Source organism: Paraburkholderia sp. Cy-641 (assembly GCF_011752945.1).
Classification (GTDB): Bacteria; Pseudomonadota; Gammaproteobacteria; order Burkholderiales; family Burkholderiaceae; genus Paraburkholderia.
Genome location: NZ_VWWM01000101.1, coordinates 1 through 14,831, shown reverse-complemented (window position 1 = coordinate 14,831; position 14,831 = coordinate 1). Strand labels below are relative to the sequence as shown.

11 protein-coding genes are annotated in these 14,831 nt (G+C 63.8%); 7 read left to right on the top strand and 4 right to left on the bottom strand.

The features are described from left to right. The coding region (locus F3J20_RS30935) for a biotin/lipoyl-containing protein (protein ID WP_345889954.1) at positions 1-223 on the bottom strand (223 nt) is incomplete at its 3' end. A gap of 86 nt (positions 224-309) precedes the next feature. Next, positions 310-3,006, bottom strand: coding sequence for a pyruvate dehydrogenase (acetyl-transferring), homodimeric type (gene aceE, locus F3J20_RS30930; protein WP_167285764.1), 2,697 nt, complete (start codon positions 3,004-3,006; stop codon positions 310-312). Positions 3,007-3,281: 275 nt separating this feature from the next. Here aceE and fixL point away from each other — a divergent pair, with 275 nt between their 5' ends. The 4 genes from fixL to F3J20_RS30910 all read left to right on the top strand — a co-directional run bounded on the left by fixL (position 3,282) and on the right by F3J20_RS30910 (position 10,298). Continuing rightward, complete coding sequence (gene fixL, locus F3J20_RS30925; RefSeq protein ID WP_167043567.1) at positions 3,282-5,798, top strand: oxygen sensor histidine kinase FixL; 2,517 nt, start codon at positions 3,282-3,284, stop codon at positions 5,796-5,798. Continuing rightward, positions 5,795-6,442, top strand: coding sequence for an oxygen response regulator transcription factor FixJ (gene fixJ / locus F3J20_RS30920; RefSeq protein ID WP_167043258.1), 648 nt, complete (start codon positions 5,795-5,797; stop codon positions 6,440-6,442). The genes fixL and fixJ overlap by 4 nt, the downstream gene beginning before the upstream one ends. A 426-nt stretch (positions 6,443-6,868) precedes the next feature. Then, positions 6,869-7,738, top strand: coding sequence for a bifunctional methylenetetrahydrofolate dehydrogenase/methenyltetrahydrofolate cyclohydrolase FolD (gene folD, locus F3J20_RS30915; protein WP_167285763.1), 870 nt, complete (start codon positions 6,869-6,871; stop codon positions 7,736-7,738). Positions 7,739-8,192: 454 nt separating this feature from the next. Further along, positions 8,193-10,298 (top strand): M3 family metallopeptidase, encoded by a 2,106-nt coding sequence (locus tag F3J20_RS30910; RefSeq protein WP_167285762.1) that lies wholly within the window; start codon positions 8,193-8,195, stop codon positions 10,296-10,298. A 197-nt stretch (positions 10,299-10,495) separates the two neighbouring features. Here F3J20_RS30910 and F3J20_RS30905 read toward each other — a convergent pair whose 3' ends face one another. Further along, entirely contained in the window at positions 10,496-11,818 is a 1,323-nt protein-coding gene (locus tag F3J20_RS30905) for an amidohydrolase family protein (RefSeq protein ID WP_167285761.1), read from the bottom strand. A 219-nt stretch (positions 11,819-12,037) separates the two neighbouring features. On the opposite strand from F3J20_RS30905, the gene F3J20_RS30900 reads away from it, so the two are divergent. Then, positions 12,038-12,736, top strand: coding sequence for an aspartate/glutamate racemase family protein (locus F3J20_RS30900; RefSeq protein WP_167285760.1), 699 nt, complete (start codon positions 12,038-12,040; stop codon positions 12,734-12,736). A 45-nt stretch (positions 12,737-12,781) separates the two neighbouring features. On the opposite strand, the gene F3J20_RS30895 is transcribed toward F3J20_RS30900, so the two are convergent. Beyond that, entirely contained in the window at positions 12,782-13,453 is a 672-nt protein-coding gene (locus F3J20_RS30895; protein WP_167285759.1) for a hypothetical protein, read from the bottom strand. A 106-nt stretch (positions 13,454-13,559) separates the two neighbouring features. Between F3J20_RS30895 and F3J20_RS30890 the strand changes: the two genes are divergently transcribed. After that, positions 13,560-13,868 (top strand): hypothetical protein, encoded by a 309-nt coding sequence (locus F3J20_RS30890; RefSeq protein WP_167285758.1) that lies wholly within the window; start codon positions 13,560-13,562, stop codon positions 13,866-13,868. A gap of 10 nt (positions 13,869-13,878) precedes the next feature. Beyond that, positions 13,879-14,145, top strand: a complete 267-nt coding sequence (locus tag F3J20_RS30885) for a hypothetical protein (protein ID WP_167285757.1) — start codon at positions 13,879-13,881, stop codon at positions 14,143-14,145. Positions 14,146-14,831: the final 686 nt, after the last annotated feature.

Sequence of the window (14,831 nt, the reverse complement as noted above, 5' to 3'; positions counted from 1 at the left end):
CGATCAGCGAGCCTTCCGACACGGTATCGCCGACCTTGACCCGCACTTCCTTGACGACACCGGCGGCCGAGCTCGGCACGTCCATCGTCGCCTTGTCGGATTCCAGCGTAACGAGCGACTGCTCTTTCTCGACGGTATCGCCCGCCTTCACCAGCACCTCGATCACAGGGATGTCCTTGTAATCGCCGATGTCCGGCACCTTGACTTCGATCGCTTGACTCATTGTTAGTGTCTCCTGGGCCGCGCACGCAGCCCGCCCCTTCTGGTCAGGGGCAGGCGCGCGCGCCGTGGCACACGGGGAAGGATGCCTTAGACGGTCATCGGGTTGGGTTTGGCGGGATCAAGGTTGTACTTCTTGAGCGCCTCGGCGACCACCTTGCGTTCGATCGTGCCTTCGTCGGCCAGCGCGTTGAGCGCGGCGACCGTGACCCAGTAGCGATCGACTTCGAAGAAGTGACGCAGCTTCTCGCGCGTGTCCGAGCGGCCATAGCCGTCGGTGCCCAGCACGACGAATTTCTGCGGCACGAACACGCGAATCTGCTCGGTCAGCGCCCGCACGTAGTCGGTCGATGCGATGACCGGACCCGGCGCGTCCTTGAGCAGCTTCTCGACGTGCGAGAGCTTCTTCTCTTCGGTCGGATGCAGCAGGTTCCAGCGCTGCACGTCGTGGCCTTCGCGCGCGAGTTCGGTAAAGCTCGGCACGCTCCAGAGGTCGGCGTTGACGCCCCAGTCCTTCTTCAGCAGGTCGGCTGCCGCGATCACTTCGTTGAAGATCGTGCCCGCGCCCATCAGCTGCACGTGCGGCGTCTTCGCCTCGGCCGCGGTCTTGCTGAACGAGTACATGCCCTTGATGATGTCCGCGGCTACGGTCTCGCCCTGCGGAATTGCCGGGTGCTCGTAGTTCTCGTTCATCACCGTGATGTAGTAGTACACGTCTTCCTGGTCGGCGACCATGCGGCGCAGACCGTCCTGCATGATGACCGCGAGTTCGTAGCCGAACGTCGGGTCATAGCTGATGCAGTTCGGCACCGAAGCGGCCCACAGGAGCGAGTGGCCGTCTTCGTGCTGCAGACCTTCGCCGTTCAGCGTCGTGCGGCCCGCGGTGCCGCCCAGCAGGAAGCCGCGCGAACGCATGTCGCCCGCCGCCCAGGCGAGGTCGCCGATGCGCTGGAAGCCGAACATCGAGTAGAAGATGTAGAACGGGATCATGATCTCGCCGTGCGTCGAATACGACGTCGCGGCTGCGATCCAGTCGGCCATGCCGCCGGCTTCGTTGATGCCTTCCTGCAGGATCTGGCCGGTTTCCGACTCGCGGTAGAACATCAGCTGGTCGGAGTCTTCCGGCACGTACTTCTGGCCGTCCTGATTCCAGATACCGATCTGGCGGAACAGGCCTTCCATGCCGAAGGTACGCGATTCGTCCGGCACGATCGGTACGACGCGCTTGCCGAGGGCCTTGTCCTTCAGCAGGATGTTCAGAATCCGCACGAACGCCATCGTCGTGGAAATCTCGCGGCCTTCGCCCGTGCCCTTCAGGAGCGGCTCGAATACCGACAGTTCCGGCACCGGCAGCGACTCGGCCTTCTGACGGCGCGCCGGCAGATAGCCGCCGAGGTCCATGCGCCGCTGGCGCATGTATTCGAGCTCCTTCGAGCCTTCCTCGAACGTCAGGTACGGCACGTCGGCGATCTGCTCGTCGGTGATCGGCAGACGGAACTGGTCGCGGAATTTCTTCAGCGGCTCCACCTGCATCTTCTTCTGCTGGTGGGTGATGTTCATCGCCTGGCCGGCTTCGCCCATGCCGTAGCCCTTGATCGTCTTCGCGAGGATGACGGTCGGCTGGCCCTTGGAATTCGTCGCTGCCGCGAACGCCGCGTAGATCTTGTGCGGATCATGGCCGCCGCGGTTCAGATTCCAGATGTCGTCGTCGGACCAGTCGGCGACGAGCGCCTTCAGTTCCGGCGTGTTGAAGAAGTGCTCGCGCACGAACGCGCCCGACTCCGACTTGTACGTCTGGTACTCGCCGTCGACCACTTCCATCATGCGGCGCATCAGCGCGCCCGACTTGTCGCGCGCAAAGAGCGCATCCCAGCGGCTGCCCCAGATGACCTTGATGACGTTCCAGCCCGCGCCGCGGAACTCGCTTTCGAGTTCCTGGATGATCTTGCCGTTGCCGCGCACCGGACCGTCGAGACGCTGCAGGTTGCAGTTGATGACGAACACGAGGTTGTCCAGACGCTCGCGGCCGGCCATGCCGATCGCGCCGAGCGACTCCGGCTCGTCGGTCTCGCCGTCGCCGAGGAAGGCCCAGACCTTGCGGCCGTCGGTCTTGGCAATGCCGCGCGCCTGCAGGTACTTCATGAAGCGCGCCTGGTAGATCGCCATGATCGGGCCGAGGCCCATCGAGACGGTCGGGAACTGCCAGAAGTCCGGCATCAGCCACGGGTGCGGATACGACGAGATGCCCTCGCCGCCGACTTCCTGGCGGAAGTTGTCGAGCTGCTTCTCGGTCAGGCGGCCGAGCAGGAACGCGCGCGAGTAGACGCCCGGCGACGAGTGGCCCTGCACGAACACGAGGTCGCCGCCATGCTCGGCGGACGGCGCGTGCCAGAAGTGGTTATAGCCGACGTCGTACAGCGTGGCGGCCGACGCGAACGACGCGATATGGCCGCCGACGTTGGTTTCCTTGCCGGCGCGCAGCACCATGGCCATGGCGTTCCAGCGCGTGTACGAGCGGATACGGTGTTCGATGTCCTGGTCGCCGGGGTTTTTCGCCTGGCCCGCGACCGGAATCGTGTTGATGTACGGGGTGTTGGCCGAGAACGGCAGATGTTCGCCGTGCACGCGCGCGAATTCGATCTGCTTCTCGATCAGGTAGTGAGCGCGATCGGGGCCCACAGCAGAAATCACGCCATCCAGCGCTTCCAGCCATTCGCCGGTTTCCTGGGGATCGTCGTCTTTTTCGGCGGCGACATATTTCATGACTTCGTCGGGTACAGCGGACATGCTCGTCTCCTGGGTATGGGGAACGCACTTTGAACAGACCACGCGGACGCAGGATAGGCCGCGGAAGCTCCGGCCGATTGTAATAAGGGTCCCGACATCAGCGCAACCAAATTTTCAAATTACGAGATCAATTCTCATAATGCGGAAAATTGTTGCAACGCAACCTGATTTGACTGCCGATCGACGGAACCGCCGGCTAGTTTGCGCCGATTAACGTGACTTTCTGCGCTTTTTTGCGACATTTGTCCGGGACGCGCTGCGCTACAATGCCACGCATGTTGACCGAACGGCTTTTCGCTCGCTCGGCGCGCACCGCCGGAACGCCCGCGGATTCGTCGCCGTCCACTCGCTGGCACCATGGACCATGGTGGTCCAATTCCTATTTGCTGACGCCGCTCCTGTCGATCCTCGTGTTTCTGGTCGTCATGAGCCTGATTCTATGGAGTCTGAACCGACGCGAACAGCAGCAGCAGGAAGACACGCTCTACCGCAACGTCGCGTGGGCGCAGCAGCAGATCCGCCTGTCCATGACAGGCGCGCAGGAACAGATCCAGGCGCTCGCGCGCGATCTCGCCGCCGGCCATGCCGACGAGCATTCGTTCCAGGTGACCACCACCGACATCATGCAGGGGCACCCGGAAATCCTCTACCTGAACTGGTACACGGGGCAGCAGCAGCCGCGCTGGCCCAATGCCGCGCCGCCCGTGCTCGGCCAGCGTCTCGCGCGCCCCAACGACGCGCAGATGGACGAAGCGGTCAAGGCCGGCTTCGCCGAGGCGCGCAACACGCGCCGCCAGGTCTATTCGCCGCTCATCTACGACGACCTCGGCAACGGCTTCATCACGCTGCAGACGCCGATCTTCCGCGACCGCGATTTCCTCGGCACGATCGCCGCGGTGTTCTCGGTGGAAGGCATCCTGAAGCGCGACATCCCGCCCGAGCTGTCGGCCAAGTACAAGATTTCGATCATCGACGTGAACAACCGCGAGTTGACCACCACGTCGACGCGCCCGCGCCTGCCGCGCGACATGTTCTACGACCTGCCGCTCGATCCGCCGGGCCAGGGCATCTCGGTGCGCGTCTACGCGTTCCCGCAGATCACCAACTTCACCAACAACACGCTCGTGTGGCTCGTCGCCGGCCTCTCGTGCTTCGTGCTGTGGAGCCTGTGGAGCCTGTGGAAGCACACGCGCCAGCGCTTCGAGGCGCAGCAGGCGCTCTATGCGGAAGCGTTCTTTCGCCGCGCGATGGAAAACTCGGTGCTGATCGGCATGCGCGTGCTCGACATGCACGGCCGCATCACGCACGTGAACCCGGCGTTCTGCCGCATGACCGGCTGGGACGAAAGCGATCTCGTCGGCAAGAGCGCGCCATTCGCCTACTGGCCGCGCGACTCGTATCCCGAGATGCAGCGCCAGCTCGACATGACGCTGCGCGGCAAGGCGCCGTCCTCGGGCTTCGAGCTGCGCGTGCGCCGCAAGGACGGCTCGACGTTTCACGCGCGGCTCTACGTGTCGCCGCTGATCGACAGCTCGGGCCGGCAGACCGGCTGGATGTCGTCGATGACCGACATCACCGAGCCGAAGCGCGCGCGCGAGGAACTCGCCGCCGCGCACGAGCGCTTCACGACCGTGCTCGAAAGCCTCGATGCGGCCGTCTCCGTGCTCGCCGCCGACGAAGCCGAGCTGCTGTTCGCGAACCGCTACTACCGGCACCTGTTCGGCATCCGCCCGGACGGCCATCTCGAACTCGCGGGCGGCGGCTTCGACAGCGCGCAGGCCTCGTCCGATTCGATCGACATGGTCGACACCTATGCGGGCCTGCCCGCCGCCGCGCTGACCGAAAGCACGGCCGACGCCCAGGAAATCTATATTCCGGGCATCCAGAAATGGTTCGAGGTGCGCCGCCAGTACATCCAGTGGGTCGACGGCCATCTCGCGCAGATGCAGATCGCAACCGACATCACGACGCGCAAGCAGGCCCAGGAACTGTCGCGCCAGCAGGACGAAAAGCTGCAGTTCACGAGCCGCCTGATGACGATGGGCGAAATGGCCTCGTCGCTCGCGCACGAACTGAACCAGCCGCTCGCCGCGATCAACAACTATTGCTCCGGCACCGTCGCGCTGGTTAAATCCGGCCGGACGACGCCCGACAACCTGCTGCCCGTGCTCGAAAAGACCGCCCAGCAGGCGGTGCGCGCCGGCATGATCATCAAGCGCATCCGCGAGTTCGTGAAGCGCAGCGAGCCGAAACGCCAGGCCACGCGCGTCGCCGATATCGTCGCCGATGCGGTCGGTCTCGCCGAAATCGAAACGCGCAAGCGCCGCATCCGCATCGTCACCGATCTGCGCGCGCGCCTGCCCGTGATCTACGTCGATCCGGTGCTGATCGAGCAGGTGCTCGTGAACCTGCTGAAGAACGGCGCCGAGGCGATGGCCGAAGCCCGCCCGAACGCGGTCGACCCGGTGATCCGCGTGGTCGTGCGGCTCGAGGGCGGCTTCGTCTGCATCAGCGTCGTCGATCAGGGGCCCGGCGTCGACGAGGCGACCGCCGAGCGTCTGTTCGAACCGTTTTACAGCACCAAGTCCGATGGCATGGGCATGGGGCTGAACATTTGCCGTTCGATTATCGAATCGCATCGCGGGCGTCTGTGGGTGGTCAACAACGTCGAATCCGACGGCCACATCACGGGCGCCACGTTCCATTGCAGTCTGCCTATTGGAGACCCCGACGGCCCGAGCAGCGGCGGGTCCGAGGCGCCGACACCACAAACCGTTACGGGAGAGCTATGAACAGCCCAGTCACCACACAGGAAACCGTCTTTGTCGTCGACGACGACGAGGCCGTGCGAGATTCGCTGCGCTGGCTGCTGGAAGCGAACGGCTACCGCGTTCAATGCTTCTCCAGCGCCGAGCAGTTCCTCGACGCATGGCAACCGCATCAGCATCCGGGCCAGATCGCGTGTCTGATCCTCGACGTGCGGATGTCCGGCATGAGCGGGCTCGAATTGCAGGAGCGCCTGATCGCCGACAACGCGGCGCTGCCGATCATCTTCGTGACCGGCCACGGCGACGTGCCGATGGCGGTCTCGACAATGAAAAAAGGCGCGATGGACTTCATCGAAAAGCCGTTCGACGAAGCCGAGTTGCGCAAGCTCGTCGAGCGCATGCTCGACAAGGCGCGCAGCGAAAGCAGCAGCGTGCAGCAGCAGCGCGCCGCGGCCGAGCGTCTCGGCAAGCTGACCGCGCGCGAGCATCAGGTGCTCGAACGCATCATCGCCGGCCGTCTGAACAAGCAGATCGCCGATGACCTCGGCATCAGCATCAAGACGGTCGAGGCGCACCGCGCGAACATCATGGAAAAGCTGAACGTCAACACGGTCGCCGATCTGCTGCGCCTCGCGCTGTCGAACAAGCCGCAGGCCGCGCAGTCATAGTCGCGGCACACGCCACGGCGCACCGGCACCGGCGCGTGCGGCCCTTCGCACGAAGGGCCACCGGATGATGCGGCCTGCCATAGACAGACCATCGAAGGGCCGCCTCCCAGGCGGCCTTTTCTTCTTCCTCTTTCTTTTTTATCTCTCCGCACGCGCCTGCTTTGCACCCGCTTTGGCCCCCACTTCGCTGCCGCGACGAAGCCAATCGGTGCGTCGCCGGCACCTCTGGCGCAGGTCCCGCGCCGGTATAATGTCGGACTTTGCAGCAGCGCCTTGCCCGAAGCGGCATCGCATGTTTTCACGGACCCGCCGCCGGCTGCCGTCGAAAAACACCCGCGCACGAACTTGCCTGCGTGCCCGCGCCCCCGCTTCGCTCCGCTTGCCACGCCTGTCCGACTCAACTCTCGACCCTACCCTCGACCGACCATGACTGCCAAACTGATCGACGGCCTCGCCCTCTCCAAGACCCTGCGCGCCGACGTCGCCGCGCGCGCCGCCGCCCTCACCGCCCGCGGCCATCAGCCGGGACTCGCCGTGATTCTGGTCGGCGACAACCCGGCGAGCGAGGTCTACGTGCGCAACAAGATCAAGGCGTGCCACGACAACGGCCTCGGTTCGTCGTTCGACCGCTATCCGGCCGAGCTGTCCGAAGCCGATCTGCTCGCGCGCATCGACGAACTGAACCGCGATCCGGCCATCCACGGCATCCTCGTGCAACTGCCGCTGCCGAAGCATATCGACAGCCACAAGGTGATCGAGGCCATCGCGCCGGAAAAGGACGTCGACGGTTTTCACGTCGCCAACGCCGGCGCGCTGATGACCGGCCAGCCGCTGTTCCGTCCGTGCACGCCGTACGGCGTGATGAAGATGTTCGAGGCCTACGGCATCGACCTGAAGGGCGCGAACGCCGTGGTGATCGGCCGCTCGAACATCGTCGGCAAGCCGATGGCGCTGCTGCTGCTCGAAGCGGGCGCGACCGTCACGATCTGCCATAGCAAGACGCGCGATCTCGCCGCGCATACGCGCCACGCCGACGTCGTGGTCGCCGCGACGGGCCTGCGCAACATTCTGACCGCCGAGATGGTGAAGCCGGGCGCCACCGTGATCGACGTCGGCATGAATCGCGACGACGCCGGCAAGCTGTGCGGCGACGTCGACTTCGCGGGCGTCAAGGAAGTGGCCGGCCATATCACGCCGGTGCCGGGCGGCGTCGGCCCGATGACGATCACGATGCTGCTCGTCAATACGATCGAAGCAGCCGAGCGCGAGGCGAACGCGCAGGCGTCGAAGGCGTGATTGCAAGGTGACCCTCGCGTGATCGGAACGTGATCGGAACGTAGGCGCGGCTCGATCACGCCGGTATCGGCGAGGCCCGGCGAGTGCGAAGCTCGGGCCTCGCTTGCAGATGCGCCGTTCGTCGCGCGTCGACCCTGCGTTGATTCGCTTCCCGCCAGCGTTTTTCGCTTTATCGACGGCATCGCCCGATTGCTCGATCGCCCGCCGCCATCCCCGCTCCATGCGCGCCCCACGCGTACTCCCTACGCGCCCGCCCAGGCTCCCCCCAAACGGCCCCGCCCGCCGCGACCTCTGTTAATTTGTCCGCCAACGGATTGGAATCCGCGCGCGCCGCCCCAATAATGTTCGTATCCGGTGCCGCCAAGGCTGTACGCCGCGCGTTCGACGCAACACCGCTTCGCGAACGCGCGCGCCGCCGCACCGCCCCATTCACCCGCGTCAGACAGGAAGCCCTATGTCCACTACCGCCACGCCTCAAGACAATCCGCTCCTCGATTTCTCCGACCTGCCGCGCTTTGGCGACATTCGCCCCGAACACGTCACGCCCGCGCTCGACGTGCTGCTCGCCAACGCGGCCGCCGCGGTCGAGCGCGCCGCGCTGCCGGTCACGCCCGCCTCGTGGGCCGACGTGGTCGAACCGGTCGAGCGCGCCACCGAACCGCTGTCGCGCGCGTGGAGCGTGATCGGCCATCTGAACGCGGTCGCCGATACGCCCGAACTGCGCGCCGTGTACGGCGAAAACCTGCCGCGCGTGACGGAATTCTGGTCGAGCGTCGGCCAGAATCTCGCACTCTACGAGAAGTACAAGGCACTCAACGCGAGTAGCGATTTCGCTTCGCTGACCGGCGAGCGCAAGAAAATTCTCGGCAACGCGCTGCGCGACTTCCGTCTGTCGGGCGCGGAATTGCCCGAAGACCAGAAGCCGCGTTTCGCCGAATTGCAGGAGCGTCAGGCGGCGCTGTCGAAGGCGTTTTCGGATCACGTGCTCGATGCGACCAACGCCTACGCGTACGTCGTCGAGGCGGGCAACGAAGCGCAACTGGCCGGCCTGCCCGAAGACGTGATCGAAGCCGCGCAGGAAGCCGCCGAACGCGAAGGCAAGACCGGCTACAAGTTCACGCTGCACTTCCCGTCGTATTTCCCGGTGATGCAGTACGCGGAAAACCGTCCGATGCGCGAAGCAATGTACCGTGCCTACGTGACGCGCGCGTCCGAACTCGGTGCGCAATACGGCAACGGCAAACCCGAGTGGGACAACACCGCGGTGCTCGCCGACGAACTGAAGCTGCGCGCCGAAGAAGCCGGCATGCTCGGCTACGGCAATTTCGCCGAAGTGTCGCTCGCGCCGAAGATGGCCGAATCGCCGGCGCAAGTCATGGCCTTTCTCGAAGACCTCGCGACGCGCGCGCGTCCGCATGCAGAACAGGACTGGAAGGAACTGCGCGAATTCGCCGCGAGCGAACTCGGCATGAGCGATCTGCAGCCGTGGGACATGACGTTCGCGGCCGAGCGTCTGCGTCAGAAGCGCTATTCGTTCTCGGAAAACGAAGTGAAGCAGTACTTCCCGGAAGACGCGGTGTTCAAGGGCCTGTTCAAGGTCACGGAGACATTGTTCGGCGTGCGCATCCGCCGCGACGAAGCAGCCGTGTGGCATCCGGACGTGCGCTTTTTCCGCGTCGAGAATCAGGATGGCGGCCTCGTCGCGCAGTTCTATCTCGATCTCTATGCGCGCGAAGGCAAGCGCGGCGGTGCCTGGATGGACGACGCGCGCGGCCGTCACAAGCTCGCGCACGGCGCGGTGCAAACGCCGGTTGCGTATCTGACCTGCAACTTCTCGGCACCGGTCGGCGGCAAGCCCGCGTGCTTCACGCACGACGAAGTCATCACGCTGTTCCATGAGTTCGGCCACGGCCTGCATCACATGCTCACGCGCGTCGACGAGCTTGGCGTATCGGGCATCAACGGCGTCGAGTGGGATGCGGTCGAACTGCCCTCGCAGTTCATGGAGAACTTCTGCTGGGAATGGGACGTGCTCTCCGACATGACCTCGCACGTCGAAACGGCCAAGCCCTTGCCGCGCGATCTGTTCGACAAGATGCTCGCTGCGAAGAACTTCCAGAGCGGTCTCGGCACGCTGCGGCAGATCGTGTTCTCGATGTTCGACATGCAGTTGCACACGGGCTTCGACGCGAACGGCACGAAGAGCGCGAACGACCTCGCACGCGAAATCAACGAGCGCTTCCACGTCGTGCCGCAAGCATCGTTCTCGCGCTGGCCGAATACGTTCAGCCATATTTTCGCGGGCGGCTACGCGGCGGGTTACTACAGCTACAAGTGGGCCGAGGTGTTGTCCGCCGACGCCTATGCGGCGTTCGAGGAGGCGGCGCGAGCGGCGGGCAGCGTGCTCGATCAGACGACCGGCATGCGTTATCGCCGTGAGATTCTCGAAGTGGGCGGCAGCCGTCCGGCGATGGAATCGTTCAAGGCGTTCCGCGGCCGCGAGCCGAATATCGACGCGCTGCTGCGGCATAACGGCATGGCGCCGGGTGCCGCGCATTGAGGGGTTGACGCGTCGTCGCCGCATCGTTCGGCGCGGCTGAGACGGCGCCGAACGTGCGATCAGGAACGGCGGTCTGCGCAGGCAGGCCGCCGTTTTTCGTTGTGCCCCGCCGTGCACCGCCATGCTCCACGGTTCCTCACCGCTCCTCACAGCTCCTCGCCGTCCCGGTGAACAACGGGCGAGATGTACCGCAGCCGCTAGGCGCGATGCAGTTTGAAATCCACCTGCCCGGGACGCCCCTCGATCGATAGCGAAGCTCGCGCCGCCGGCGCGCGGCTCACCACCCTGCCCCGGCTGACCACTGCGAGCCGCGCGGCGCGCAAGCGGATCGCCTCAACCGCATCGCGTGCATCGAGCACGACGAGATTGGCCGCGCAACCGGGTGCGAGACCATAGCCTTCCAGACCGAGAATGCGCGCCGCGTTTACCGTGACCGCGTCGAAACACGCATGCATCGCGTCGACGCCCGTCATCTGCGCGACGTGCAAGCCCATGTGCGCGACTTCGAGCATGTCGCCCGAGCCGAGGCTGTACCACGGGTCCATCGCGCAGTCGTGGCCGAACGCGACGTCGATGCCGGCCGCCATCAGCTCGGGCACACGCGTCATGCCGCGCCGTTTCGGGTAGGTGTCGCTGCGGCCTTGCAGCGTGATGTTGATGAGCGGATTCGCGATCGCCGCAACACCGGCCTCGCGTATCAGCGGCAACAGCTTGCTCACGTAGTAGTTGTCCATCGAATGCATCGAGGTCAGATGCGAACCGGCCACCCGTCCGTGCAAGCCGAGCCGGTGCGTTTCGGCCGCGAGCGTTTCGATGTGGCGCGAGAGCGGATCGTCCGATTCGTCGCAATGCATGTCGACGCGCAAGCCCTGCTCGGCCGCGTACTCGCACAGCATGCGCACGGACTGTGCGCCGTCGGCCATCGTGCGCTCGAAATGCGGAATGCCGCCGACCACGTCGACACCCATGCCGATCGCGCGCTTGAGGTTGTCGAACGCGCCGGCGCCGCGCAGGACGCCGTCCTGCGGAAACGCCACCAGTTGCAGATCGAGATACGGCGCGACGCGGCGCTTCACTTCGAGCAACGCCTCGACCGCGAGCAGACGCGGATCGCACACGTCGACGTGGCTGCGAATCGCGAGCAGGCCGCGCGCGACGGCCCAGTCGCAATACTGCATCGCGCGCTCGATCAGCGCGTCCTGCGTGAGCTGAGGCTTCAGCTCGCCCCATAGCGCGATGCCTTCGAGCAGCGTGCCCGACGCATTCACGCGCGGTAGACCGTACGACAGCGTCGCGTCCATGTGGAAATGCGGATCGACGAACGGCGGCGTGACGAGCGAACCGGCCGCGTCGATTTCCTCGCGCGCGGCTGCGGCGAGATTCGGTTCGACCGCGACGATGCGGCCCGCGTCGATGCCGATATCGACTGGCTGGGGTTGCGATTGCTGTTGCCGTTGCAATTGCAATTGCGGTTGGCACGCACTGCGCGGCAGCATCGCGCGGCGGATGATCAGGTCCATGTCTCGCTCCCGTTGATCGCTTCCGTTGATCGGTTGATCGCGTTCGGATTCGCTACCGATTCTATCGGCGCCAGAAAAATGCGGGCGGGCTTCTCGCCGATGCGAGCACCGATGCAATCGCCGATGCGTACCGGCGCGCAAGGAGCAATCCGTACCGGCGGCGTACGATGCGGCGCGCCTATACTCGCCGTTTCAGGCATGCATTCACGGAGCGTACGGATGAAAACGATCGGCGTGATCGGCGGAATGAGCTGGGAATCGTCCACCGAGTACTACAGGCTGCTGAACCGTCACGCGAAGGCACGCCTCGGCGGCCATCACAACGCGCGCAGCCTGCTGCTGACCGTCGATTTCGCGTCGGTCGAGGCCCACCAGCGCGCCGGCGACTGGTCCGCGCTCGGTGCGCAGATGGCCGAGGCCGCGCGCCAGCTCGAACGCGGCGGCGCCGATCTCGTGATACTCGCGACGAACACGATGCATCGCGTGTGCGACTCGATCGAGCAGGCGATCACGGTGCCGTTCCTGCATATCGCCGATCCGACCGGCGCGGCGCTGCGCGCGGCGGGTGTCGAGCGCGTCGGCCTGCTCGGCACGCGTTATACGATGGAGCAGATGTTCTACACGGGCCGCCTGCGCGAGCGCTACGGTCTCGACACGCTGATTCCCGATGAAGCGGAGCGCGTGGACGTGCATCGCATCATCTACGACGAGCTGTGTCACGGCCACGTGGACGACGTATCGCGCAAGGTCTATCGGCGCGTGATCGACAACCTCGCCGCGCGCGGCGCGCAGGCGGTGATACTCGGCTGCACGGAAATCACGCTATTGATCAAGCCGGAAGATTCGGCACTGCCGGTGTTCGATACGACGGCGCTGCATGCGCAGGCGGCGGTGGAGTGGGCGATTGGGGCCGAGTGAGTGAGCGCTTTCGCCTGAGCATTTGCAGATTGCGGGTTCCGTCAATTAAAAGCCGTGACGTTCCCTATATTCAGGGTCGTTCTTGCGCGTGGAATACACCCAATCGCCCCATTCTTCGTCAGACATATACGCAAGTGCGGCGACGCTGCGCCCATCTATGTATGCGTCGCGCGCTTCCGGCATTAGGTGCCGCCAAAACGGAGTCCAAATATTTACATCCCAATACTGTTCTGCTCCTTCGTTGTAGCGTACAAACGGACCGTAGTGACACCATGCGATCCAGGGCGGCGGCGGGCTGAACTCCTCTTGAGCCAGCTCTACGACCAGATCAATAGAATTAGTGAGGACGTAAGCATTCCGTCCACCTAATTCATCGCTGAAAGAAACGAAGGTGTGAAAATTGTCTTTTTGATAATGAAAAAGCCCGACTTCTTCATAACCCTTACGCACACTGCCAAGATAACGAGGAAATGATTCGATTTCCATGTGGCGTATTACCAGCACAGCCTGCAAGCCCAGGTCCGCGACATTGGAAACCAGTGGAAATTCAGGAAGCCCCGAAATTTCTGCCGACTCCATCGGCTGCTGAAAAACGGATTTCATCACTTCAAAAGAATGAGAAAAGGGAAACATCTTATTCAATGCCTCTCGCTTCGACTTGATGTCATATCGTGGGGCTTTTCGGTCTTTACCAGTTAACCAATCAAAAACTAGCATAAGTTCCTCTAGTTGCCCATTGCGTGATCCAGGATGGATGATTGTCCGGTGTATGCAAGCGCCATCGAATAACCACCGGCTGTTCGTTCCGACTAAGTGATGAGCTATGTCAGCATCAAAAATACTTGAGTTGTATGCCCGCATGGGGCGAAGCCTCATTGGTAATGGTTTAAATGAGGCGGCACTTCCACTCGCGGCTGCGGAGGCTGCGCTGGACCTGTTTGCTCTGCAGCGATGGCGCGTGCTAGGTGGTGACGTATATCAACTAGCGGAGGGTGATCGCTTTGAGTCGACTTACGAAAATTGGTTTTATGAGGGAGAGGATGTAGATGGGAGTATTGCTGTAGCTCGCAACTTCATAAATAGTCTAGGCGTGCGGCCTGTTTATATTGTGTTCGTTGTAGCTGCGCGATAGTAGTAGTTCGATGACAAACCCGGCCGCGGCCGGGTTTGCTGTTTATGGGTGTTGCTCAGTTGCGTCTGCTGCGTCGTTGCAGCATGGCTTCGGCTTCAGGTTCGGTCATGTACCTGCTGGCGATTCTGTAGTCATAGTCCGGGGTGATGGTGATGTGCGCAAGCACGAATACAGTGAATTCAGCCGCAACATGTTCGGGATGGCCGAGGCACGAAAGCCGTTGCCGGTGGACGCGATGGTGGCCGGGGACGCGCAGAAGAATCCAGAAGAACAATGAAGGCATGTGCGGCCCTGCGGGCCGAAGTGTACGAGGGCCGGGGGTAAATCGTCTGTCCCTGCGGGCCAGCCGATTGAACATAACGCCCGGAAATTAGCAACGGCCGGCGGGCCGTTGCCGCAGCAGCCCTTTGCGAACTGAAGGCAACGGCCCGCCGGCCGTTGCTAATTTTCGTTATGTCTGGCGCCCCCGGCCCGCCGGGTGCGCGTTGCGCACACAAGGAAGTCAGGGCCATAAAGCGGCCTGAACCTGGTGTACGAACAAGGCCAGGCATGGCTTGCGCAAAATGAAAGTCAGGGGCCGCGTGGCGGCCAGTCAATGGTGTGAACCCCGCCCACCCGGCTGTCTGCTGCGCGCGGGCTGCGGCCGCAAGCGGCCTCCGCTCCGTGCTCGCAGCCTGCCTCCCCGTCCGCCCCCAAGGGGCTCCCCAATGTGCCGTTACTGCGTAACGGAAAAACAGACCCCAACCACAAAAAACCAAAGCGTGCTTCGCATGCGGTGCAAGCCGCCATGTCGTCTTGCACCGCATGGCTGAGCGTAGAACCCAGGTGGCCGTCAAGGCTGCCGCCAGCGGCATGACGCTGCTGGCTACGCAGTGGGCCGGCGGAAAAGCGGTGTACCCGGTCATCTGCCGGAACGGGCATCGTTTTACACGACATGGCTCGCGTCTGCTGAAGGGCAACACG

Bases quoted from the DNA above. Each gene is read 5' to 3' on its own strand.
- aceE (WP_167285764.1), bottom strand. From the start codon at position 3,006: ATGTCCGCTGTACCCGACGAAGTCATGAAATATGTCGCCGCCGAAAAA.
- fixL (WP_167043567.1), top strand. From the start codon at position 3,282: ATGTTGACCGAACGGCTTTTCGCTCGCTCGGCGCGCACCGCCGGAACG.
- fixJ (WP_167043258.1), top strand. From the start codon at position 5,795: ATGAACAGCCCAGTCACCACACAGGAAACCGTCTTTGTCGTCGACGAC.
- folD (WP_167285763.1), top strand. From the start codon at position 6,869: ATGACTGCCAAACTGATCGACGGCCTCGCCCTCTCCAAGACCCTGCGC.
- F3J20_RS30910 (WP_167285762.1), top strand. From the start codon at position 8,193: ATGTCCACTACCGCCACGCCTCAAGACAATCCGCTCCTCGATTTCTCC.
- F3J20_RS30905 (WP_167285761.1), bottom strand. From the start codon at position 11,818: ATGGACCTGATCATCCGCCGCGCGATGCTGCCGCGCAGTGCGTGCCAA.
- F3J20_RS30900 (WP_167285760.1), top strand. From the start codon at position 12,038: ATGAAAACGATCGGCGTGATCGGCGGAATGAGCTGGGAATCGTCCACC.
- F3J20_RS30895 (WP_167285759.1), bottom strand. From the start codon at position 13,453: ATGCTAGTTTTTGATTGGTTAACTGGTAAAGACCGAAAAGCCCCACGA.
- F3J20_RS30890 (WP_167285758.1), top strand. From the start codon at position 13,560: ATGTCAGCATCAAAAATACTTGAGTTGTATGCCCGCATGGGGCGAAGC.
- F3J20_RS30885 (WP_167285757.1), top strand. From the start codon at position 13,879: ATGACAAACCCGGCCGCGGCCGGGTTTGCTGTTTATGGGTGTTGCTCA.